This window comes from uncultured Algibacter sp. (genome assembly GCF_963976535.1).
In the GTDB taxonomy this organism is placed as follows: Bacteria; Bacteroidota; Bacteroidia; order Flavobacteriales; family Flavobacteriaceae; genus Algibacter_B.
Map to the genome: position 1 here is coordinate 46,568 of NZ_CAXBLF010000007.1, position 21,842 is coordinate 68,409.

Here is a 21,842-nt window from a genome sequence, read left to right on the forward strand (position 1 = left end):
TACGTAAACGAACAAACCTACGAAATTATTATCATAATAATTAGCTGATAATTTAATTGTAGGTTCATGATCTCTTTAATTTTAAATATTTTTGGAGAGTAAATATAAAAATTGTTTCTTATTAAAAATAATTTAACAGAAACAAGATGCATAATAACGAAAGATGAACTCACAGGAAATACGATCAAAGTTTTTAAGTTTCTTTGAAGAAAAGAAGCATAGCATTGTGCAATCTGCACCCATGGTTATAAAAGATGACCCAACCTTAATGTTTGTAAATTCAGGTATGGCGCCTTTTAAGGAGTATTTTTTAGGCAATGCACAACCTAAAAATAATCGTATTGCAGACTCGCAAAAATGTTTGCGGGTTTCTGGGAAGCATAATGATTTAGAGGAGGTAGGATATGATACATATCACCATACCTTATTTGAAATGTTAGGGAATTGGAGTTTTGGTGATTACTTTAAAGAGGAAGCCATTGCTTGGGCATGGGAGTTACTAACTGAGGTTTATGGTATTGATAAAGACATTTTTTACGTTACTGTTTTTGAGGGAAGTGATGATGCTGATAATTTAGAAATGGATACCGAAGCTTATGATATTTGGAAACAATACATCTCTGAAGACCGTATTTTAAAAGGTAATAAAAAGGATAATTTCTGGGAAATGGGCGATCAAGGACCTTGTGGACCTTGTAGTGAAATACATGTAGATATTCGCTCTGCTGAAGAAAAAGCTAAAGTTTCTGGTAAAGATTTGGTTAACGAAGACCATCCACAAGTTGTAGAAATTTGGAATTTAGTATTCATGCAATACAACCGAAGAGCAAATGGTTCACTTGAAACCTTGCCGAATAAACATATTGATACGGGTATGGGCTTTGAGCGTTTGTGTATGGTGTTGCAAGGTGTTCAATCTAATTATGATACCGATGTTTTCACACCTATTATTCGTGAAATTGAAACCATTACCAATAAAAGTTATGGAAAAAATGAAAAGACAGATGTTGCTATTCGCGTCATTTCAGATCACGTTCGTGCCGTGGCATTTTCAATAGCTGATGGACAATTACCTAGTAATACAGGTGCTGGTTACGTTATTAGAAGAATTTTGCGTCGTGCGGTGCGTTACGGCTTTACATTTCTTGATAAAAAAGAACCGTTTATATATAGGTTGGTGGGTGTATTGAGTAATCGTATGGGTGAAGCATTCCCAGAGTTGAAAGCACAAAAACAACTTATTGAAAATGTTATAAAAGAAGAAGAGCAATCATTTTTAAGAACATTAGACCAAGGTTTAGTGTTGTTAAATCGAATTGTTGAAGAAACAAAAGGCGATACGGTTTCTGGTGAAAAAGCATTCGAATTGTATGATACTTATGGTTTTCCAATAGATTTAACAGCTTTAATTCTTTCTGAAAAAGGATTGAAACTTGATGAAGAAGGCTTTAATGAAGAATTACAGAAACAAAAAAATCGTTCTCGAGCAGCAAGTGAAATGTCTACTGATGATTGGACTATTCTTGTTGATGATGCCGAAGAAGAATTTGTAGGTTACGATACGTTAGAAGCTCATGTTAAACTGACTAGATATAGGAAAGTAATTTCCAAGAAAGATGGAAATATGTATCAATTGGTGTTTAATTTGACACCATTTTACCCTGAAGGCGGCGGGCAAGTAGGCGATAAAGGTTATTTGGAAGATACACATGGTGATGTGGTTTATATTCTGGATACTAAAAAGGAAAACAACGTTATTATCCATTTTGCTAAAAATTTACCAAAGCATATTGATGAAGCTTTTAAAGCGTCTGTTGATGTAAAACAACGCCATAGAACCGAATGTAATCATACCGCAACACATTTACTGCATCAAGCATTAAGAGCCATTTTAGGAACGCATGTGGAGCAAAAAGGATCTGCGGTGCATTCTAAGAACTTACGTTTTGATTTTTCTCATTTCTCAAAATTATCAGTTGAACAATTACGAGATGTTGAAAATTTTGTTAACCGAAGAATTGAAGGCAAATTACCATTAGAAGAAAAACGAAATATTCCAAAAGAAGAAGCTATTGCCGAAGGTGCCATGAGTTTGTTTGGTGAAAAGTATGGCGATACGGTTCGTGCGATTCGTTTTGGGAAGTCTATTGAGCTTTGTGGTGGTACGCATGTAAAGAATACTGCTGATATTTGGCATTTTAAAATTGTTTCAGAAGGGGCAGTTGCTGCGGGAATTAGAAGAATTGAAGCCATAACTAACGACGCGGTAAAGGATTTTTATTTTGAAAATAACAGAGCTTATTTTGAAATGAGAGATTTACTAAATAACGCTAAAGAACCTGTAAAAGCACTTCAAAATTTACAAGAAGAAAATACCGGACTTAAAAAACAAATTGAAACGCTTCTAAAAGAAAAAGCTGCGACTATTAAAGGTGAACTTAAAAGTGAACTAGAAGATATTAATGGCATCCAATTTTTAGCTAAGAAATTAGATTTAGATGCTGGTGGCTTAAAAGATGTGGCTTTTGAATTAGGAAGTCAGTTTGATAATCTGTTTTTATTGTTTGCTACTGAGCAAAACGGAAAAGCATTATTATCCTGTTATATTTCAAAAGAGTTAGTTGCTAGTAAAGGTTTAAATGCTGGACAAGTGGTTAGAGAACTTGGTAAATACATCCAAGGTGGTGGTGGTGGACAACCGTTTTTTGCTACTGCAGGAGGTAAGAACCCTGTTGGGATTGATGAGGCTTTAAAGAATGCTAAAAAATACTTGGTTTAGTTGCGCAAAATAAATTGGTCGCGCAAAGGCGCAGAGGCGCAAAGTTGTAATGCAGAAAAAGGACGCAAAGATATATGGATGATAAGAAGGAAGAACATTTTGAGAATTATTTGGCTACAATAATTGTTGATTGTTGTTATCAAATCCATGTTGGATTAGGCCCTGGTTTATTAGAGTCAGTTTATGAAGAGATTTTATTTTCTGAATTAAAGGAAAAAGGATTAAAAGTAGAACGGCAAAAACAATTGCCTGTTATTTGGAAGGATAAAACTTTGGATTTAGGGTTCAGAACTGATTTAATAGTTGAGAACAAAGTAATTATTGAGATAAAGTCAGTTTTAGAAATACACCCTGTTTATAAAAAACAGCTTACTACATATTTAAAACTATCTGGATTGAAATTGGGATTATTAGTAAATTTCAATAGTCCTTTAATAAAAACTGGAATTACAAGATTGGTAAATGGATTAGAATAGGATTTCATATTCTAAACTTTGCGTCTTAGCGCCTTTGCGCGAAAAAATATCTTTCAAAATGAAACTTCAAACCAAAATACCATTAGTAAAACAGTCTAAAAATCAAATAGACTACAATTATAATGTACTATTATTTGGTTCGTGCTTTTCAGAAAATATAGGAAAAAAGTTAGATTATTTTAAGTTTCAAAATCTTCAAAATCCTTTTGGAATCCTATTTCATCCCAAAGCCATTGAAACACTAATATCAAATGCGATTAAAAATAAGGCATATTCTGAAGAAGATGTTTTTCTTAATAATGGGCAATGGCACTGCTTTGATGCACATTCAAAACTAAGTAATACTTCTAAAGAGGATTTGATTTTTTATTTGAATTCTGAAATAAAGTTAACTTCAGAAGCAATTCAAAATTCAACTCATATAATTATAACATTAGGAACTGCCTGGGTATATCGCGATATAAAAACGGATAGTATTGTTGCTAACTGCCATAAAGTTCCACAAAAGCAGTTTAGTAAAGAATTGTTGTCGGTTCAAGAAATCACAAACTCATTAAAAAACATATTGAGTTTAATTAAAAGTATTAATAATGATGCTTCTGTGGTTTTTACGGTTTCACCAATTCGTCATACAAAAGATGGCTTTGTTGAAAACACACAAAGCAAAGCGCATTTAATAACAGCAATCCATCAAGTTATAAATAATAAGTCATTTTATTTTCCTTCTTTTGAAATCATGATGGATGAACTCCGTGACTATCGTTTTTACAACGAAGACATGATTCACCCCAATCAGGTAGCAATAAATTACATTTGGGATAAGTTTAAAACGGTCTGGGTTTCTGACGAGTCTTTAAAAACAATGAAAGACGTAGATGTTGTTCAAAAGGGCTTACAACACAAGTCTTTTAATCCTAAATCTCAAGTCCATCAACAGTTTCTTCAAAATTTAGAAGCTAAAATAAACACACTTAAATCTCAATTTCTACATATCGAATTCTAATGTACTAATTAATTTATTTTTTAAATCCGTCCTAGTATTTTTACGCTCATTAATAGCTTAGGTCTTTAGAACTAGATTTAATTAATTTCTAACACGTTTTATCTTTTTTAATAACTCTTTGTCGAAAAAATAACCAATGTAATAGTATTAATTGTAAATTGATAACGCTATTAATCAGTTCGTTTTTAAAAACATCAATTGCAAAAATCAGTAAAATGATTCTCAATTGATGTTTTTTGTTTTTAACCTTTAGTTTAATTTTCATAAATACATTGGTTAGACTTCCTGTCTTGAAGGAAACTCATGTTTTTTTGTTTAAATTAGTACATGCGAAAAATTCTATTCGGTGTCATCATCACCTTAATTGTTTTGTTTACTTTCAAATATTGCGGCGATAAGCAAGAAGATAAAATAGTACTTCAAGAAAGTTCAACACTCATTAAAGAGCAAATTAAAAACGTTGGAAAATTAATTGTAACCGAGGGTCATTTTAGCGAGGTTTTCAATTATAAAAATTCAAAAGATATTTTTGGCGATTATTTTACTTCTGAAAAAAAAGCACTTGTTGTGGTTAATGCTGATGTTACAATTGCCTATGATTTAAGTAAAATTGAATTTGAAGTAGATGAAGAAACTAAAACCTTAACCATTTTAAGTATTCCTAAAGAAGAAATAAAAATAAGTCCAGATTTTGAGTATTATGATATTCAAGCTGATTTTTTAAATCCTTTTGAAGCTAAAGACTATAACGATATTAAAAATATTGTAAAGAAATCCTTGAATAAAAAAATAGAAGCTTCGGATATAAAAACAAATGCTAAAAACAGATTAATCAGCGAGCTTTCAAAATTTTATATTTTAACGAATTCACTCGGTTGGACTTTGCAATACAACAATAAGCCAATTACTAAAAATGAAGAATGGGAATATTTAAAACTATAATTTGTTTTTAAGGCTCATCCAGCCACCACCATTTATCGCTTCAATACCGTTGTTTTTTAAAATTGAAGCAGCACTTCCAGAACGTATACCGCTGGCACAACATGTAATTACAGGCTTATTGAATTTTTTAATATCGCCAATTTTGGATTTGATAGTTTGTAAAGGAATATTTTTCGAACCAGCGATAGCACCTTGGTTGAATTCTTTAGTAGTTCGAACATCTATAATAATAGCACCTCTTGTTTGAAAATCTTTAATCATGTTATTTTTATTACCAAATAGAAAATTTAATAAGCCCATAGTTTATTTTTTACTGCAAAATACTTTAATTTTTTTTAAAGTAAGCGTAACATAAGTTGCATTACAATTCATTAAAATTTTATGTATATTCAAACTTTAAAATTTTGAATATTTATGGAAGCTTATGTTACGCTTACTATTGAAAATGAAGTTGGTTTTATCGAGTTTTTTCATCCTAATAGAAACTCCATGCCTAGTACTATTTTATCACTATTAGAGCAAGCTATTATTGATGCTGGTGAAAATGACGATGTAAAAGTTATTGTCTTAAAAAGTGGTGGAAACAGGACCTTTTGTGCTGGTGCAAGTTTTAATGAATTAATTGCCATTGAAAATGAAATATCTGGTAAACGATTTTTCAAGGGTTTTGCTAATGTTATTAATGCCATGCGTAAATGCCCAAAATTGATTATAGGTCGTGTTCAAGGAAAAACAGTTGGAGGAGGTGTGGGTTTAGCTGCTGCTACAGACTATTGCTTGGCAACAAAACATGCATCTATCCGACTAAGTGAATTAAGTATTGGTATTGGACCTTTTGTAATAGAGCCTGTTGTTTCAAGAAAGATAGGGGTAACAGCCATGTCGCAAATGACCATTGATGCTGAAACTTTTTTTTCTACGGAATTTGCAAAAAATAAAGGGTTATATGCTGAAGTGTTCGAAACTCTTGAAGATTTAGATGAAGCAGTTAAAACCTTAGCTGAAAAATTAGCTGGTTATAATCCTGAAGCTTTAATAGAAATGAAAAAAGTGTTTTGGAAAGGAACAGAAAACTGGGATGCTTTGTTGAGTGAACGTGCTGAAATTAGTGGAAAACTAGTTTTGAGTAAGTTTACAAAAATGGTATTGAAACGTTTTAGATAAAATTATTTTACAATTGATTTATTCTGAACAATCTCCAATCCATCATCAATTAAATGCCCTAAATCTGGGTTATTCTGTTTAATAATTTCTAAATGTTTCAATATTTTTTTTCTTAGCTCGGTTTCATTTCCTAAGTGAGCTAATTCATAAAGTTCCACAGGTAATAACCAGTCATTAGGATGCTTTTCTATAAGTTGTTCTAAAACTTTTGTTCTAGAAATAGTTTTGTTGATGCCTTCTCTATAATCTCTAACCTGCTGGTATAATGCTTCAAGTGCTAATCGATTTTTTGATTTTTTTGCATGAATGGTGTTAGATGACGTTTTGTGCGTAATTAAATCAAAACTATTTAAATCAGCTGGTCCTGAAAAAGCTGAAACAATATCTTTACCCACAGCCATGTCATAAATGCCCCATTCAGATTTGAATAATATAGTTTCTTGGTGTGTAACCGTACAGTTTTTAAAACTAATAAGAATTATTTTTCCTTGAAGATTTCGTTTTCCTGTTATGATTTCTCCAGAAACTTTAATGCCGCCTTCAAATTCTAAGTTTACAATCCGTTCTTCATAAATATTATAAGCAGATAAATCACGCGGACTCATATCTTCAATGGCAAGATTTATGCCTTTTAATTTTCCAATGGGAGAACCAAAACCATCTATATGAGTATCTACACCATGACCTACGAGTTCTTTTTCGCGATAAGCGAGAGCCGTTTTTCCTGTAGTTTGTATGTAAATGGGTTGTCCTTCATTTTCAATAATAGTGTTAAAAACTCCAGAAATTTGCAATCCTGTACTCAACTCAATGGTGCCTAATGCGTTTGATTCAATTAGCTTATTAACTCCAGATAGCCCACCTTTACGCAATGCCATGGTGTTTGCAAATTCTTCTAATATTAAACTTAAATGTGCGAAATCTGGGGTTACATAAAGTTGAGGTTGCGGTTTGGTGATGTCAAAATTTTTGTAAGTTGCATTAATGTCGTAAGGACGTTTTTCAACGTCTTTAGTCATACACCAAGCACTTTCGCCAATTGATGATAGTAAACCAGCACCATATATTTTCGGATTTTCAACAGTTCCAATCAAGCCATATTCAACAGTCCACCAATGTAAATTTCTTATGAGTGCCATTTCACTAGGAGTGCCCATATTATGTTGTAAATCTTCTACTTTCTTTTCTGCGGAAGCAATATCTTCTTTCAAGGAGTTAGGAGCTTCTTTTATAATGGATAAATATCTGACTGCTTCATATAGCTCATAATCTTTAGCTGAAGAAATGGCCTTACAACCAATTTCTCCAAAACGTCTTAAATATTCAGCGTATTCAGGATTAGCAATAATTGGAGCATGTCCAGCGCCTTCATGAATAATATCTGGAGCGGGTGTATATTCAATATGTTCTAGTTGTCTAATGTCACTTGCAATAACCAAAATGTTATAAGCTTGAAATTCCATAAAAGCATTTGGAGGAATAAACCCATCTACGGCAACAGCTGCCCAACCAATATCTTTCAAAATACGGTTCATGCCATACATGTTGGGAATGCTATCAATAGAGATGCCTGTTTGTTGTAAGCCTTCTAAATATGAGTTGTGAGCAACAGTGCTTAAGAAATCTACATTTTTGCGCATCACGTAACGCCAAACAGCTTGGTCTATAGCCGAATAATCTTTATAATTTTGAGGTTTTATAAACTGCTTTAAATGCTTTGGTAGCTTTTGAAGTATTTCGTTTGATTCAAATGAATGCGACATCGGTAAATTTTGTATATATAACTTGCTTAAAAATACGAATAATTCATTAAAATAGTAAATATTTAACTTTTCTTTCAATAGTTACCTGCTCAATACCAATATTGTTGAACAACAATTAAAGATTTCTATATATTTATAGAGTCTGTTTAAGAATTTGTGATTAGAATTTTTATAGGCTATTTTTGATGCAGTATGAGGCAAAATTTTTAAACATAGCCTAGTTACGATTCAAAATTTTAACAAAACCTGCCTGCCGGCAGGCAGGTAATGCACAAAAAGAGGCATAAAAAAATAATTTACGAAATCTTAAACAGACTCTAAAACTAAATTCTTAAAAAAGACATATGTACACAAGACGTATATTTCCTATTAAAGGTGTTATTAAATGGACTAGACGGCATATTTTTTTGTTTTTAATACTTGCTACAATTCCAGTAATATTATTTGACATATTAGATTGGAAATGGTTACATATTCCTTGGTTGCCTTTGGGGGTTTTAGGTACAGCTGTTGCCTTTTTGGTTAGTTTTAAAAATAATGCATCTTATGATAGGCTCTGGGAAGCGCGTAAAATTTGGGGTGGCATTGTAAATGCATCACGTTCTTGGACTATTATGGTTAAGGATTTTATTGGTAATACACATACTAAAGAGGATGTGACAGACGAGAAACTACAATCGATAAAACGAGAATTAGTGCATAGACACGTCGCCTGGTTAACCGCATTGCGTTATCAAATGCGTACCGATAAGCCTTGGGAAATGCATTTAAAAGATACTAAGTCTAATGCAGAATTTAGAGAAGCCTATTACTTAGTTTATTAAGATGAAACACCCATTAAAGAAGCTATTAAACCTTATTTATCTGAAAAGGAGTATAATGAAGTTTTTGCGAAAGGAAATAAAGCCTCTCAAATTCTAGGTGTGCAATCAAGACATTTAAAAGAACTGATGGATCAAGGATTGATTGAAGACTTTAGGCATATGGTAATGGTTAATATTTTAGCCGAGTTTTACACATTACAAGGAAAATCTGAGCGTATTAAGAACTTTCCATATCCAAGACAATATGCGACTTTAAACTATCTTTTTGTTTGGAGTTTTATTCTGTTATTACCTTACGGAGTTATGGAGGAATTTGAAGTGATTGGTAATCGTGTATTAGAACATTTAGCTACGCATGTAGTGCAAACAGATATAATGCACCGAATTCAAGAATTTATCGGGCAACATTTTGTTTGGTTCTCAATTCCATTTAGTGCTTTGTTATCTTGGGTGTTTCATACTATGGAAAAAATTGGGGAGAACACCGAAAACCCTTTTGAAGGAGGTCCGAACGATGTACCAATAACAGATATGAGCCGAGGCATTGAAATTGATATTAGAGAATTAATTGATGACACGGATATTCCTAAACCTTATGTTTGGGAAAATGATATTGTGATGTAAGAAAAGCACTAGTAATTAAATAACATGTTTTACATTCGCTGAAATTTTAAATTAAACAAATGAAAGTTATTACTAAAGCTATCTTGTCTATTATTACTATATCATTATTGAGTTGTGCATCTGGATATAAGACTATAGCACCAAAATCTATTAATTATATTTCTAAAAGTGAAGCGAACGATGTTGTATTAGAATATAAATATAATCTGTTATCCAAGAAATATGCTAAAAAAGAAGATAAGAAAGGGGTTAAGCTTGTTGCGGTTAAAATTGCAAATAATACAGATAGAGATTTAATTTTAGGTAGGGATATTAATCTAATTTTCGAAAATGGAAATGCGGTTAATGTTTTAGAAAATGATAGAGCATTCACTAATCTAAAACAAAGTCCAACATCATATTTATGGTATTTACTATTGACTCCTGTTAATTTTTATACCTATAAAACTAATTCTAGAGGTGTTGAAGAAACAACAAGTTCAACACCAGTAGGTTTAATTTTAGGACCTGGTCTTGCAGGCGGTAACATGATTGCGGCTGGTTCTGCAAATAAAAATTTTAAAAATGAATTATCAAAATTCAATATTTATGGACAGACCATTAAAAAAGTAGAAGTAAAATTTGGTTTAATTGGAATTATGTCAAATTCCTATGAATCATTAAAATTGAAAGTAGAATAAATCTTTTCTATTCAGAATAAAAGAGGCTGTCTGAAAAGTTTTTCGAGTTGTCAGTTTGAGCGCAGTCGAAAACGTTATAATCTTGATTTTCAATGCATTTCGACTGCGCTCAATGTGACAATTTATTCCAAAATTGACTTTTCAGACTGCCTCTTTAATTTTTATTGTTGTGCTCCTGGAGGATATTTCTCCATGATTTTAGTAACAAACTCTTTTATACGGGCTTCTTTCTTTTCCATATTTCTGCTTAAATAGCCTGTGCCCATTCCTTGCCATACCAATTCTTTTTTATTAGCATCAATAAGGTCTATATATAAATGACCTTGTACACTTGTTGAGACACTAGGTTGGTTCCAACCACCATAGCCACCCCAACCACCATAGCCACCCCAGCCCCAACCCCAGCCGCCATAACCACCCCAACCCCAGCCACCATAGCCCCAAGAGTTGTTGTAAACGTCAACACGTTGTTGTGATTTTGTAAAAAGACTTACTAATAAATCTGGTTTTTCAGATTTTGTAAAGCCTTTAGCTAAAAGTTCTGCTTCAATAGCACGAAGAATTCGGCGTTTATCTAAATCGCTAATTTCTGCTTTGTCAATACCAGTCTTAAAGAAAGCAAAGGTTTTATATTCGTTAAATGTCGCCTCTTTATCATAATCAGCAGCCACTTTAATAGAGCTACATGAGGATACCACAATTAGTAATGCTAAAAGCGGTAAGGTTTTAATGATTTTTTTCATAATACAATTTTTTAAAGGTTGTAGTAGCTGTAAAAAAAATGGAGTGCATATATTAATTTACAGCAGCTTTATTCTTATCACTTGATGTAACAAATAGCATCAATAATCATACCAAGGATACAAGAGAAATGTGTGCTTTTGAAAACTATTTTTTTATAGAATTTGTAGCTTTGTTGTATCCATAGGGGCAATGTCTGCAACCACTCTCGCAGCAATAACCGCGTTTTAAGTGGTATTGTTCAGTAAAACAGCGGTAGCCTTCGGGGGTTAAGTAGTAATCGCCTTCTTCAATGGGGATTATTTTTTTCATCTGATTGTATTCATTGTTTTTTTAATTGTCAGATGCGATTCGCATATTAAATATTTCTATCAGTAACAAAATCTAAACTATGCTCATTTCATTAATAACAAAGATAATGTAAATTGGATTGATTTTTGAATAGCATATAACATGATTTTTATTTCAAAATATATAGTGCCCAAAGGTTATACAGGAATGACGATATTCCCTTTTGTGTTTTTAAAATCGAAGCAATTAAAAGAAAATAAAGTTTTAGTAAATCATGAAAAAATCCATTTAAGGCAACAGTTAGAATTACTTGTTATTCCTTTTTATATAGTCTACGGAATAGAATTTTTTGTACGATTAATTCAATATAAAAGTTGGCATAAAGGGTATCGAAATATTTCGTTTGAAAGAGAGGCGTACTCCAATGAATTTAATCTAGATTATTTAAAACATCGCACATTTTGGAGTTTTTTGAAGTACCTTCGCTCTTGTGATATTTGATTTCGAAAATACCGTAAATGAGCAGGTAAATCTTCCTAAAGAAAAGGGCATAGAATTATTTGTAAAACGTGAAGACAAGTTGCATGCTTTTGTGTCTGGAAACAAGTACAGAAAGTTAAAATATAATCTTTTGCAAGCTGAAAAATCAGGTTATAAAACGTTGTTGACATTTGGAGGAGCATTTTCAAATCATATTGCTGCCGTAGCATCTGCAGGAAATATAATTGGGTTTAATACTATTGGAATTATTAGAGGAGCCGAATTAGAAGGTAGGATTTCTAATAATTCAACTTTAAATTTTGCAAAACAAAATGGCATGCAGTTTAAATTTGTTTCGAGGGAATTATATCGAAATAAAAGGTCTGAATCTTTTTTAAATAAATTGAAAGAAGTGTTTGGAGATTTTTATTTAATCCCGGAAGGAGGAACAAACCAATTAGCTGTTAAGGGTTGTGAAGAAATTTTAACTTCTGAAGACAAAACGTTTGATTATATATGTTGTGCTGTGGGAACAGGTGGTACTATTTCGGGCCTTATAAATTGTTCAAAACCTAGTCAACAAGTTTTAGGTTTTCCTGCTTTAAAAGGTGATTTTTTAAAGGAAGATATTAGTAAATTTGCAACACAAACCAATTGGGAATTAATTACAGATTATCATTTTGGTGGTTACGCTAAAATAAATGAAGAATTAGTGGCGTTTATTAATCAGTTTAAAAGCGATAATCAAATTTCTTTAGATCCTGTTTATACAGGTAAAATGCTATTTGGAATTAAGGATTTAATTAATAAAAACTATTTCCCAAAGGGTTCAAAAATTTTAGCAATTCATACAGGAGGGTTGCAAGGCATTGAAGGTATGAATACAGTCTTAAAGAAGAAAAATTTACCAATAATTATCTAAATTAATGAATAGAATAATTATCATCTTATGTGTTGCGTTTTTGGTGTTTAGTTGCAAGTCTAAGAAAGGCATTGTAACTAGAAAACCAAGTGACGATTCTAAACACGTTGAAGCAAAACAAGAAGATAAAGAAAAAGATGTTAGCGTATATGCCAATAAAACTGAACGTTATATAGACTTTCATAGAGCTACAGCGCAAAAAGAAATGAGTTTATATGGTATTCCTGCTAGTATTACTTTGGCGCAGGGGATATTAGAATCTGGTTCAGGGAAAGGCAGATTATCTGTTGAAGCTAATAACCATTTCGGTATTAAATGCCATGGTTGGACAGGAAAAAAGATATACCATGATGACGATGAGAAACAAGAATGTTTTAGAAAATATAAGGATGCTAAATATTCATTTAGAGATCATTCTTTGTTTTTATCAGAACGAAAGCGTTATTCAAAACTTTTCAAGCTAAAAAAAGAAGATTATAAAGGTTGGGCCAAAGGATTGAAAGCAGCTGGTTACGCAACCGATAGAAAATATCCTCAGAAACTCATTAGTTTAATAGAGCGATACAAATTATATGAGTTCGATAAAGAAGTACTGGGTGATACGTATGTGAAATTTGAAACTCCAATAACAGAAGCTAGAACGACTTATACGGTAGTTAAAGGAGATACCTTATATTCTATTTCAAGACAATATAATATTTCAGTAAAAGAACTTCAAAATATAAATGGTTTAAGTGATTCTTCTTTGAGTATTGGACAAGAATTAGTTGTAAAACCATCATCAAAAAAATAATTAGATTACATGATTTATAAAAGAAGCAGTGCGTTGTTCGCTGAAGCGGAAAAAGTAATTCCAGGAGGTGTAAACTCTCCAGTAAGAGCGTTTAAAGGTGTGGGTGGAACACCCATTTTTGTTAAAGAAGCTAAAGGTGCGTATTTGTATGATGAAGACGGAAATCGCTTAATCGATTATATAAATTCTTGGGGTCCTATGATTTTGGGACACGCTTTTGAGCCTGTTGTGAATGCAGTAGTTGAAAAAGCTAAAAAAGGGACCTCTTTTGGTATGCCAACAGAAATAGAAACTCAAATTGCGGAATTAGCAGTTTCTATGGTGCCTAATATTGATAAAATTCGTTTTGTTAATTCTGGTACAGAAGCTTGTATGAGTGCGGTACGTTTAGCAAGAGGTTATACAGGGAAAGATAAAATAATCAAGTTTGCCGGTTGCTATCACGGCCATTCTGATTCGTTTTTAATTCAAGCAGGAAGTGGTGCTAGTACCTTCGGCACACCAAATAGCCCGGGAGTTACTAAAGGAACAGCCAAAGATACGTTGCTAGCTCGATACAATGATATTGAAAATGTAAAGACTTTAGTTGAAGTGAATAAAAACGAAATGGCTTGTATTATTATTGAACCTGTTGCTGGAAATATGGGCTGTATTCCACCGAAAGCAGGTTTTTTAGAGGCACTTAGAAATTTATGTGATGCACATAATATTTTGTTGGTGTTTGATGAGGTGATGACTGGTTTTCGTTTAGCGAAAGGTGGGTGTCAAGAATTATTTGATGTTAAAGCTGATATTGTTTGCTTCGGAAAAGTAATTGGTGGTGGTTTACCTGTTGGTGCTTTTGCAGCTAGAAACGAGATTATGAACTATTTAGCACCATTAGGACCCGTTTATCAAGCTGGGACTTTAAGTGGGAATCCGTTAGCTATGGCTGCAGGATTGGCAATGCTTACCGAGTTGAATAATGATGCGGAAGTCTTTAAAAGACTAGAAGAAAAAACAGCGTATTTGCATGAAGGTATCGCTAAAGTTTTAAATGATAATAAAATTACGCATACCATAAATAGAGTAGGTTCTATGATTTCTGTGCATTTTGATGAAAGTGAAGTTATAGATTTTGATACGGCTGCAAAAGGAAACAATGATACTTTTAAAAAGTTCTTTCATGGGATGCTTGATTCAGGAGTTTATATTGCACCTAGTTCGTTTGAAACTTGGTTTATTACGGATGCTTTAAGTTATGATGATTTAGATTTTACCATTGCTGCTGTAAATGCGGTTGCAAAAACTCTATAAAAACAAAACGCATCCCGAAATGTCGGGATGCGTTTCTCATCAACTAAACTATAATCAAATTAACTAAACTAAAATTGTTCTTGTTTTTTCTTGTGCATGTCTTTTTTCATGCCTTTCTTATTTCCTTTCTTGGCATTTTGCATTTGTGCTTTCTCCCATTTGGCATATTGCGCTTCATTTAAAATGGTTTTCATTTTTGCTTTCATAGCAATTTTGTGGTCTAATTTGGCATTTGCCATTTTAAGACGTTCTTCTTGAGTTGGTTTTTGCATCTCACCACTTTCTTTTTTTGCTTTGTGTTCTGCCATCATTGCTTTCCTTTTGGTGGCATTTTCTAAATTTATTGTTTTAATCTGGGCTTGTTGAGACTCGTTTAAGTCTAAATGCAAAGTCATTTTTTTGGTTTGAAGTGTAGCCGCTTCTTCTGCAGAAAGATTCATCATTTTATGAGATCTATCTTGCTTGTTTTGGCGTTCTTTTTTCTGGTCTTGTGCGGTAACTTGTAATGCTAACAGCGCTACTGCAATTATTAAGATTTTTTTCATTTTTATAAAGTTTTTAAATGTATTTGTCTTTTGGACTTTTATATTTAAGAATGGTTTAATTTGTGTCTAAATTTTAACTGCACATTAACATATTTGTGTTTTTATTATGGAAATGGATTTGCGTTAGGGATTGAACGGTTCGACTGCGCTCACCGCAGGCTAAATGTTTGAGCTCGCCGACGAAGGAGGAAGCGAGTAGTGAAAGCCCGACCCTTGTGGTAACGCCCAAAAAATTATTTAGATATTGGTATTTTTAAACTGACGCCTGTTTGGAAATCTGGTGCGTTGTTTACTTCTAAATCTTCTTTGATAAAAAGTGAAAGCAGATATTTTGGTGTGCCGTAAGTGTAAATAAAATTCCAACTTGATAAAGGCTTGTAGAGTGTATAAACGCCGTTTTGCCAGCCACCATTTATTTCGCGCCACTTACCAAGAAGTTTGTAGTAGCCAGCTTCTGCTTTTTTGTTATAACGCGATTGCACATGGTAATTGATGCCAAAAGCATTGAAGTTACCCTTTTTTGTGTATTTGGTAATTTCGATTTCACCTTCGAGGGTTCCTAGATAAGGGTTGTTTCCTAAATCAATGACTTCCTTAAAGTTGATAATATTTTTACGTAATAGGTTTGCACCTATGGCCAAGTTTAATTCGTAATTATTTTTTAAGGCTAGTTTTTTAATGGCATTTGCCGAAATCCCAACGTCTATTGATGCATTAAATTTTGAGGTGTTTAATCCTAAATGCGTGCCGAAATTTAGATAAATATTTTGTGTTTCATTGATTGATAGCTTGGGATAATAATAGTGGTTAAACTCTAATCCGCCGATGAAAAAATCGTTGTTGTTTAACTCTAAAGTGTTGCCGTTTCTGTCTTGATATCTAAAATTTACTTGGTTTAAACCATAATAGCGCCTCCCGAAAGGGTCTTCGCCTCCAGCTACATTGCTGTGAAACCATTCAATACCTTCGTCGCTCGTGAAAATTGAAAATGGATATTTCCCTTTAGTTATTAAGTAAGAGCGCAGTGTGATTCCTAATTCATGATGTTTATTAATTGGAATGTTTACGGTAGCTCTGAATTCTTTAATGACGGCATCTATCACAATGTTTAAATAATCGGCAGGTGTGGTTTCTTGGTCTATAAAATTAAAAGGGCGGTCATACCATTTAATCTGACTGAGTTGTTCTCTAACCGCCGGATCCTTTGGGAAATAAGATTCTACAAAAGGCTGGAAATTATTTCCGCTAGTATAGTTAAACGCAAATGTGGTTTTTTGAGGTGGTGCATATTTAAAATTGGTATTTAACCGCGAACTAAATATACCAAAATGATGTGTTGATAATATGCTAGGGTTGTCTATCCCGTTTTTAATCGATAAGCTATCTTTTTGTTGTGCAGTTGCTATTAAACCACAAAAACACAGAATAACAAATAGTATTTTTTTTAGCATCGCGTAAAAATAGGTAAAGTTTAAATAATTATTTTATTATGTATTTATTAATTCTAGTTGTGCCTGTTCTATTAAATGTAATGTAGCTTCGAATACCTCTGTATTATTCATTTTACCTTTCAGCGAACTATAGAAATTTTGTAATCGTGATTTTTTTTGACTCAACCAATTACCTCAATTATTGTATATTAGTATTCAAACACCACCTATGCCATATTGGTTACATATTCTTATTGTTGTTCTTGTTGTTTATGTTGTAATAAGCATAGCCTTGTATTATTTACAAGATTATATGTTATTTAAGCCTGAAAAGCTTCCAAAGGATTTTGAATTTTATTATGAAAATCAAGATATTGAAGAACATAATCTTGAAACTAGGGATGGCGCAACAATAAACGGTATTCTATTTAAGTCTAAAAGCGAATCAAAAGGTATTGTACTATATCTTAAAGGCAATTCTAAAAGTATAAAAGGCTGGGGCAAGTTCGCTGTAGACTTTACCAGACACGGCTATAACGTGTTAATGGTAGATTATCGCGGATTCGGAAAAAGCACGGGCAGGCGCTCACAAAAAGCCATAAAAAGAGATTTGCAAGTAGTTTATAATAAAATTAAGGAACGCACCAATGAAGATAGAATTATACTTTATGGGCGGTCGTTAGGTTCTGGTTTTGCGGCAAAGTTAGCTTCTATGAATAACCCAAAAATGTTAGTTTTAGATGCGCCTTATTACAGTTTAACAAAGGTAACCGCACGTTATGCACCCTTTATGCCATTGTCATTACTCATAAAATATCCTTTGCCAACTTATAAGTGGTTAAAATATGTAAAATGTCCTATTCACATTATTCATGGCACTAATGATAATTTGATTCCGTATAAAACAAGTGTGAAATTATCAAAGGTAAATCCGAAACTCACTGAATTACACACCGTAATTGGTGGTGGACATAAAAACTTAAACAACTTTGAATCCTATCATAAAATGATTCATGAGATCTTAAATAGTAAACCTCAAGATATCGATTTATCAACTACAAGTATTCATGTTACACACACTTCAAAACCAACTAAAACAAAAGCTTAAAAAAGCGCTTGTTGTTCTAATTAGCCTCTATCTTATGGTTGGATCATTATTATATTTTTTTCAAGAAAAAATGTTGTTTTTACCAACGGTATTAGCTCAAGATTATGAATATCAATTTTCATATCCTTTTGAAGAATTATTTTTTAATACAGAAGATGAGGCGGTTATAAATGCTGTTTATTTTAAAGCAGAAAATCCTAAAGGAGTGATACTCTATTTTCATGGAAATGCAGGTGATTTATCGCGTTGGGGCCTTGTTACAGAATATTTTGTAGAAAAACAATATGATGTATTGGTGATAGACTATAGAACCTATGGGAAAAGTACTGGAAAGTTAAGTGAACAAGCGCTTTATCATGATGCGCAATATTGTTATGATTATTTGAAAAATCGGTATAGTGAAAGTGATATTACTATTTACGGGCGTTCTTTAGGTACCGGGATTGCGACTTATATAGCCTCAAAAAACAGGCCGAAACAACTTATTTTAGAAACCCCTTATCATAGTGTTTTAGATGTGGCGCAATCAAGATTCCCGATGTTTCCGGTAAAACAGCTTTTAAAATATAAACTACCAAGCTATCAATATATAAAACAAGTTAATTGTCCAATTACAATCTTCCACGGAACAGCAGATGCCGTAGTACCTTTTGCTTCAGCTGAAAAATTGTATAATCTTTCAATAAAGGAACAGACAACATTTATAGCTATTGAAAATGGAAATCACGGTAATTTAATTTCTTTTGATGCCTATAAAAATCAAATTAAAAAAATATTGCCTTAATCTACTTCAAGTGTAGATAAATGATATACAGGAATACCTTCAATGTCTTAAAAAATTAACATATCCAATCACCAAGTCTTAAAGAAAGATTAAAAATTCAATACCTGATGTTAAACATATCTAAAATACTTCTGCAAATGGAAATAATTACTTCTATTTGTACTGAGTTTAGTTAATAAGTTTAGTTAGTTGGTTAGTTAGTTAAAAAAAAGCCAGTAATTTTTAAATTACTGGCTTTTTTAATATTTATTATCAATAGTGTCCGATTAAAATTTGTAAGATAGTCCGAAGGATAGATTGGGTATAGTCTAAAAGATTTTTTTGAGATATGCCCCTTACTTTTACAACAAGTAAAAAATCAAAAGCTTTCTGAAATGACAAATCTATTGTAAATTGATTATCAATGCGTTAAAATCAAGTCTTGATTCTTTTATCGGACAATAATGATTTATTATCTTCATAAGTATTAAACCATCTCAATAAATAAACCGTCGTTTGTTTTTCAGCTTTAGTAAGATTGTTTTTTGTTAATTCTTATGGTTTTATCCCATTTTTTATTTGATAAACCAGATTGTCCTTTTAAATCTATAAGTTTAATTTTTCAGCTTTTTTTCAAAATTTCAAAAACAGCTTTACCATCGTCGCAAATAACTAAAGGTCTCTTTTCTGGTCTCATTTCCAGAAAAAAATAAAACGTCCTGTATCGATTGATTATGCTTTAAAGACGTAAGTAACCGAGATACATAAATAATCATGTTTCATCTGTTTATATTTACTGTTTTTTATTGGTCACTCCGAAATTGTCGGAGCAGGCTAAATAGCATCCATTTAATCATTTCCTTGGGTGTCAAGTTATAGTTATTTCATGTTACAAATAATCACGTAGCAGCAAATACTGCTGCTGAAAAATTTTTCTAACCCGTTCTAAAACCACAAACCACATTTATAATTATTGAAGGATGTAATCACGGAGATTTAATAAATTCAGAGTGATATCGTTCTAAAATAAAATCGACCCTTAAGTAACATCAAAAATCAGTAAATTTTCTTTTTTTTCTTAAAGAAACTATAACATATTGATAATAATGTTAAACCTTTCTAAAGGTTTGTAACTATTTAGTTTTCGGCACGTCAATTGATATATAAAATCAAATTATATAACGATAACATTATGATCAAATTAACCATTATTTTTAGCGCATTATTTGCAGTAAACGCAACAGCCATTCCGAACAAAAACTTAGATAATCTTATTTCTGAGTGTGAATTTTCACTATTTGAAGCTTCATTATGTACTGATAATTTAGAAGTGATGCCAACAACATTAGATTGGAGCACCATTGAATTATTTGAAATTGAAGAAGAAGTCAATTTAGGATTTAATAGTAAAAATTATTTACCTAAAGGATTTAATCCCTTAAATGGATTGCACGACTTAGATTGGAGCGCCATTGAGCTTTTTGAAATAGAAGAGGAGGCTGATTTTGGATTCGATACTAAAGATTATTTGCCTGAACACTTTAATCCTTTAAAAGGGTTGCATGATTTAGATTGGAGCACCATTGAATTATATGAAATTGAAGAAGAAGTCAATTTAGGATTTAATAGTAAAGATTATTTGCCACGGAACTTTAATGCAAATATAAATTTAAGTGTTTCTCAATTGTAACGACTTTTATGTATTAGAATTTAGTATATGACAAAAATTTAGAATAGAATTATAAACTGTACACATTTAGCATATTACGGCTATTTCGTTAGGTAGACCTCACAGGTTTTCACAACCTGTGAGGTCTTTGTTATCCTGAAAATGGTGTGTAGTTTATTTCTCAAAATTAATTTTTGTCATGTACTTAAATATTAGAATTAAAAAAGCCAGTAATTTAAATTACTGGCTTTTTTAATATCCCAATTGTTTTAAAATCCATTACCAGTTTCGTTTGGTTCATAACTCAACCATTTTTCTATTTGGGATAAATGTTTTTCGTTTGGATAAAATAAAAGTTAGTTTGGTAGCTAATTTCTATATTGATTGAATTAGTTTATAAGCTATCTGTTATTCAAATATTTTATTAAAACACTACTAATTTAGTAGAATTTTAATGTAAACTTATTTAGAACGCTTTAAATTGTTTTAATGAACAATTAAATTATTACTAAATTTTATTGGCTCTAGTTTAAAAGAGTGTTGATATAGTACTTGAACGCTTGATATTTATGCTTTTGGATAATTTGTTTTGCGTTTCAATCATCCAAAGTCCTTTAAAAATAAATAGTTCCAAAGTCATACCAATGTTAAACTAGAGCCATTTTTTTTTATAATACATTAAAATTCAGTAATTTAATATTCTAAATAAATACTAACTAATCCATTCCATTATTATGAAAAAAACACTGCTCTTCGTTGCCCTAATCTTATTTTCGATCTCTTCATTTGCACAAGACAAACTTTATCTCATTTTCGAAATGATGAAAGTCGATAATGAACAGGAGATGGCCTATTGGGAAACAGAAAATTTCTGGGAGAAAATCCATCAACAACGTGCTAATAATGGTGACATTATTGGTTGGGATCTTTGGCAATTATTGCCAGGAGGTTCGGATCAAGGGCACCAATATATGACGGTAACCCTGTTTAATAATGCTTCGGACATGTTTAAAGGCGTTGACATTATGAAATATGCTAAAGCCGCTTATCCAGATATGACCGAAGATGACATTTTGAAGAAACTGAATGAAGCAGGAAAAACAAGAGATCTATCTGTTCGTCTTTTTTTAGAAGATATTGCAAGCACAAGTGGAGCTAATGAGATGCCTATTGGTACAACAGCTTATTTGGATTTTATGAAAGCTGATATGGATAAATATGACACTTATGAAAAGGCAGAAATGGAGGTTTTCAAACCCATACATCAAAAGCATGTGGACACCGGTGACAAGAAATTTTGGAGTTTAATGAGAATTATGTTACCTATTGGCAGCGATACTTATGCATCGCATATAACCGTCAATATGTATAAAGATGTTGACGCTGCCATTAATCAACCAGGGGGAAATTGGGGAGACATGACCGATGTACAACGCAAGGCTATACAAGATGGTTTGAAAACCAGAGATTTTAAAAAAGGTATTATGGCGATTTTAATAAAAAAAGCGAGAAAGAATTAAAGTTTTTTATCAATCTGAATATAAGTAAG

General features: G+C 32.1%; 20 protein-coding genes and 1 pseudogene. 15 read left to right on the plus strand and 6 right to left on the minus strand.

Features of this window, described 5'->3' with window-relative positions:
* Positions 1–163 precede the first annotated feature (163 nt).
* From alaS to AAC024_RS03915, 4 genes are all read left to right on the plus strand, one after another.
* Positions 164–2,779: an alanine--tRNA ligase gene (alaS, locus tag AAC024_RS03900; RefSeq protein WP_339893885.1), complete on the plus strand. Its 2,616-nt coding sequence runs from the start codon at positions 164–166 to the stop codon at positions 2,777–2,779.
* Positions 2,780–2,853: 74 nt separating this feature from the next.
* The gene (locus AAC024_RS03905; RefSeq protein WP_339893886.1) at positions 2,854–3,255 is read left to right on the plus strand and encodes a GxxExxY protein; all 402 of its coding nucleotides are present in this window, start codon (positions 2,854–2,856) and stop codon (positions 3,253–3,255) included.
* A gap of 58 nt (positions 3,256–3,313) precedes the next feature.
* Entirely contained in the window at positions 3,314–4,258 is a 945-nt protein-coding gene (locus AAC024_RS03910) for a GSCFA domain-containing protein (protein WP_339893888.1), read from the plus strand.
* 327 nt (positions 4,259–4,585) lie between these two features.
* Positions 4,586–5,200, plus strand: coding sequence for a DUF4230 domain-containing protein (locus AAC024_RS03915; RefSeq protein WP_339893890.1), 615 nt, complete (start codon positions 4,586–4,588; stop codon positions 5,198–5,200).
* Here the strand turns inward: AAC024_RS03915 and AAC024_RS03920 are convergent.
* Positions 5,195–5,500 carry a rhodanese-like domain-containing protein gene (locus AAC024_RS03920; RefSeq protein ID WP_339893892.1) on the minus strand — a complete coding sequence of 102 codons (306 nt, stop codon included), beginning with the start codon at positions 5,498–5,500 and terminating at the stop codon, positions 5,195–5,197. The genes AAC024_RS03915 and AAC024_RS03920 overlap by 6 nt on opposite strands.
* A 114-nt stretch (positions 5,501–5,614) precedes the next feature.
* On the opposite strand from AAC024_RS03920, the gene AAC024_RS03925 reads away from it, so the two are divergent.
* The gene (locus tag AAC024_RS03925) at positions 5,615–6,364 is read left to right on the plus strand and encodes an enoyl-CoA hydratase/isomerase family protein (RefSeq protein ID WP_339893893.1); all 750 of its coding nucleotides are present in this window, start codon (positions 5,615–5,617) and stop codon (positions 6,362–6,364) included.
* Positions 6,365–6,366: 2 nt separating this feature from the next.
* Here AAC024_RS03925 and AAC024_RS03930 read toward each other — a convergent pair whose 3' ends face one another.
* Positions 6,367–8,127: an aromatic amino acid hydroxylase gene (locus tag AAC024_RS03930; protein WP_339893895.1), complete on the minus strand. Its 1,761-nt coding sequence runs from the start codon at positions 8,125–8,127 to the stop codon at positions 6,367–6,369.
* A 344-nt stretch (positions 8,128–8,471) separates the two neighbouring features.
* Between AAC024_RS03930 and AAC024_RS03935 the strand changes: the two are divergent.
* A pseudogene (locus AAC024_RS03935) lies at positions 8,472–9,575 on the plus strand (bestrophin family ion channel).
* A 59-nt stretch (positions 9,576–9,634) separates the two neighbouring features.
* On the plus strand, positions 9,635–10,255 hold the full coding sequence (locus AAC024_RS03940) for a hypothetical protein (protein WP_339893896.1): 621 nt from the start codon (positions 9,635–9,637) through the stop codon (positions 10,253–10,255).
* Positions 10,256–10,416: 161 nt separating this feature from the next.
* Here the strand turns inward: AAC024_RS03940 and AAC024_RS03945 are convergent, their stop codons facing one another.
* Together AAC024_RS03945 and AAC024_RS03950 are read right to left on the minus strand one after the other, a co-directional pair.
* Entirely contained in the window at positions 10,417–10,998 is a 582-nt protein-coding gene (locus tag AAC024_RS03945) for a DUF4136 domain-containing protein (RefSeq protein WP_339893898.1), read from the minus strand.
* Positions 10,999–11,143: 145 nt separating this feature from the next.
* Entirely contained in the window at positions 11,144–11,308 is a 165-nt protein-coding gene (locus tag AAC024_RS03950; protein WP_181364007.1) for a DUF5522 domain-containing protein, read from the minus strand.
* Between the two features lie 141 nt (positions 11,309–11,449).
* Here AAC024_RS03950 and AAC024_RS03955 point away from each other — a divergent pair, with 141 nt between their 5' ends.
* From AAC024_RS03955 to hemL, 4 genes are read left to right on the plus strand one after another with little or no spacing between them, the layout of a single operon-like run.
* Complete coding sequence (locus AAC024_RS03955; protein ID WP_339893900.1) at positions 11,450–11,788, plus strand: hypothetical protein; 339 nt, start codon at positions 11,450–11,452, stop codon at positions 11,786–11,788.
* Positions 11,778–12,689, plus strand: a complete 912-nt coding sequence (locus AAC024_RS03960; RefSeq protein ID WP_339893901.1) for a pyridoxal-phosphate dependent enzyme — start codon at positions 11,778–11,780, stop codon at positions 12,687–12,689. The genes AAC024_RS03955 and AAC024_RS03960 overlap by 11 nt, the downstream gene beginning before the upstream one ends.
* Positions 12,690–12,693: 4 nt before the next feature.
* Positions 12,694–13,482 (plus strand): glucosaminidase domain-containing protein, encoded by a 789-nt coding sequence (locus tag AAC024_RS03965; RefSeq protein WP_339893902.1) that lies wholly within the window; start codon positions 12,694–12,696, stop codon positions 13,480–13,482.
* A gap of 9 nt (positions 13,483–13,491) precedes the next feature.
* Positions 13,492–14,778 carry a glutamate-1-semialdehyde 2,1-aminomutase gene (hemL, locus tag AAC024_RS03970; RefSeq protein ID WP_339893903.1) on the plus strand — a complete coding sequence of 429 codons (1,287 nt, stop codon included), beginning with the start codon at positions 13,492–13,494 and terminating at the stop codon, positions 14,776–14,778.
* A gap of 68 nt (positions 14,779–14,846) precedes the next feature.
* Here the strand turns inward: hemL and AAC024_RS03975 are convergent, their stop codons facing one another.
* Positions 14,847–15,323, minus strand: coding sequence for a hypothetical protein (locus tag AAC024_RS03975; RefSeq protein WP_339893904.1), 477 nt, complete (start codon positions 15,321–15,323; stop codon positions 14,847–14,849).
* Positions 15,324–15,556: 233 nt separating this feature from the next.
* Positions 15,557–16,774: a hypothetical protein gene (locus tag AAC024_RS03980; RefSeq protein WP_339893906.1), complete on the minus strand. Its 1,218-nt coding sequence runs from the start codon at positions 16,772–16,774 to the stop codon at positions 15,557–15,559.
* Between the two features lie 208 nt (positions 16,775–16,982).
* On the opposite strand from AAC024_RS03980, the gene AAC024_RS03985 reads away from it, so the two are divergent.
* From AAC024_RS03985 to AAC024_RS04000, 4 genes are all read left to right on the plus strand, one after another.
* Positions 16,983–17,861 (plus strand): alpha/beta fold hydrolase, encoded by an 879-nt coding sequence (locus AAC024_RS03985; protein ID WP_339893907.1) that lies wholly within the window; start codon positions 16,983–16,985, stop codon positions 17,859–17,861.
* A complete protein-coding gene (locus AAC024_RS03990) occupies positions 17,821–18,645 on the plus strand; it encodes an alpha/beta hydrolase (protein ID WP_339893908.1) in 825 nt (274 codons plus the stop codon). Before AAC024_RS03985 ends, AAC024_RS03990 begins: the two co-directional genes overlap by 41 nt.
* Positions 18,646–19,816: 1,171 nt before the next feature.
* The gene (locus tag AAC024_RS03995) at positions 19,817–20,314 is read left to right on the plus strand and encodes a hypothetical protein (protein WP_339893909.1); all 498 of its coding nucleotides are present in this window, start codon (positions 19,817–19,819) and stop codon (positions 20,312–20,314) included.
* Between the two features lie 713 nt (positions 20,315–21,027).
* Positions 21,028–21,813 carry a hypothetical protein gene (locus tag AAC024_RS04000; RefSeq protein ID WP_339893910.1) on the plus strand — a complete coding sequence of 262 codons (786 nt, stop codon included), beginning with the start codon at positions 21,028–21,030 and terminating at the stop codon, positions 21,811–21,813.
* Positions 21,814–21,842 lie beyond the last annotated feature (29 nt).

What these genes read in the sequence shown, in the direction of transcription:
- alaS (WP_339893885.1), top strand. Translation starts at nt 164, where the DNA reads ATGAACTCACAGGAAATACGATCAAAGTTTTTAAGTTTCTTTGAAGAA.
- AAC024_RS03905 (WP_339893886.1), top strand. Translation starts at nt 2,854, where the DNA reads ATGGATGATAAGAAGGAAGAACATTTTGAGAATTATTTGGCTACAATA.
- AAC024_RS03910 (WP_339893888.1), top strand. Translation starts at nt 3,314, where the DNA reads ATGAAACTTCAAACCAAAATACCATTAGTAAAACAGTCTAAAAATCAA.
- AAC024_RS03915 (WP_339893890.1), top strand. Translation starts at nt 4,586, where the DNA reads ATGCGAAAAATTCTATTCGGTGTCATCATCACCTTAATTGTTTTGTTT.
- AAC024_RS03920 (WP_339893892.1), bottom strand. Translation starts at nt 5,500, where the DNA reads ATGGGCTTATTAAATTTTCTATTTGGTAATAAAAATAACATGATTAAA.
- AAC024_RS03925 (WP_339893893.1), top strand. Translation starts at nt 5,615, where the DNA reads ATGGAAGCTTATGTTACGCTTACTATTGAAAATGAAGTTGGTTTTATC.
- AAC024_RS03930 (WP_339893895.1), bottom strand. Translation starts at nt 8,127, where the DNA reads ATGTCGCATTCATTTGAATCAAACGAAATACTTCAAAAGCTACCAAAG.
- AAC024_RS03940 (WP_339893896.1), top strand. Translation starts at nt 9,635, where the DNA reads ATGAAAGTTATTACTAAAGCTATCTTGTCTATTATTACTATATCATTA.
- AAC024_RS03945 (WP_339893898.1), bottom strand. Translation starts at nt 10,998, where the DNA reads ATGAAAAAAATCATTAAAACCTTACCGCTTTTAGCATTACTAATTGTG.
- AAC024_RS03950 (WP_181364007.1), bottom strand. Translation starts at nt 11,308, where the DNA reads ATGAAAAAAATAATCCCCATTGAAGAAGGCGATTACTACTTAACCCCC.
- AAC024_RS03955 (WP_339893900.1), top strand. Translation starts at nt 11,450, where the DNA reads ATGATTTTTATTTCAAAATATATAGTGCCCAAAGGTTATACAGGAATG.
- AAC024_RS03965 (WP_339893902.1), top strand. Translation starts at nt 12,694, where the DNA reads ATGAATAGAATAATTATCATCTTATGTGTTGCGTTTTTGGTGTTTAGT.
- hemL (WP_339893903.1), top strand. Translation starts at nt 13,492, where the DNA reads ATGATTTATAAAAGAAGCAGTGCGTTGTTCGCTGAAGCGGAAAAAGTA.
- AAC024_RS03975 (WP_339893904.1), bottom strand. Translation starts at nt 15,323, where the DNA reads ATGAAAAAAATCTTAATAATTGCAGTAGCGCTGTTAGCATTACAAGTT.
- AAC024_RS03980 (WP_339893906.1), bottom strand. Translation starts at nt 16,774, where the DNA reads ATGCTAAAAAAAATACTATTTGTTATTCTGTGTTTTTGTGGTTTAATA.
- AAC024_RS03985 (WP_339893907.1), top strand. Translation starts at nt 16,983, where the DNA reads ATGCCATATTGGTTACATATTCTTATTGTTGTTCTTGTTGTTTATGTT.
- AAC024_RS03990 (WP_339893908.1), top strand. Translation starts at nt 17,821, where the DNA reads ATGTTACACACACTTCAAAACCAACTAAAACAAAAGCTTAAAAAAGCG.
- AAC024_RS03995 (WP_339893909.1), top strand. Translation starts at nt 19,817, where the DNA reads ATGATCAAATTAACCATTATTTTTAGCGCATTATTTGCAGTAAACGCA.
- AAC024_RS04000 (WP_339893910.1), top strand. Translation starts at nt 21,028, where the DNA reads ATGAAAAAAACACTGCTCTTCGTTGCCCTAATCTTATTTTCGATCTCT.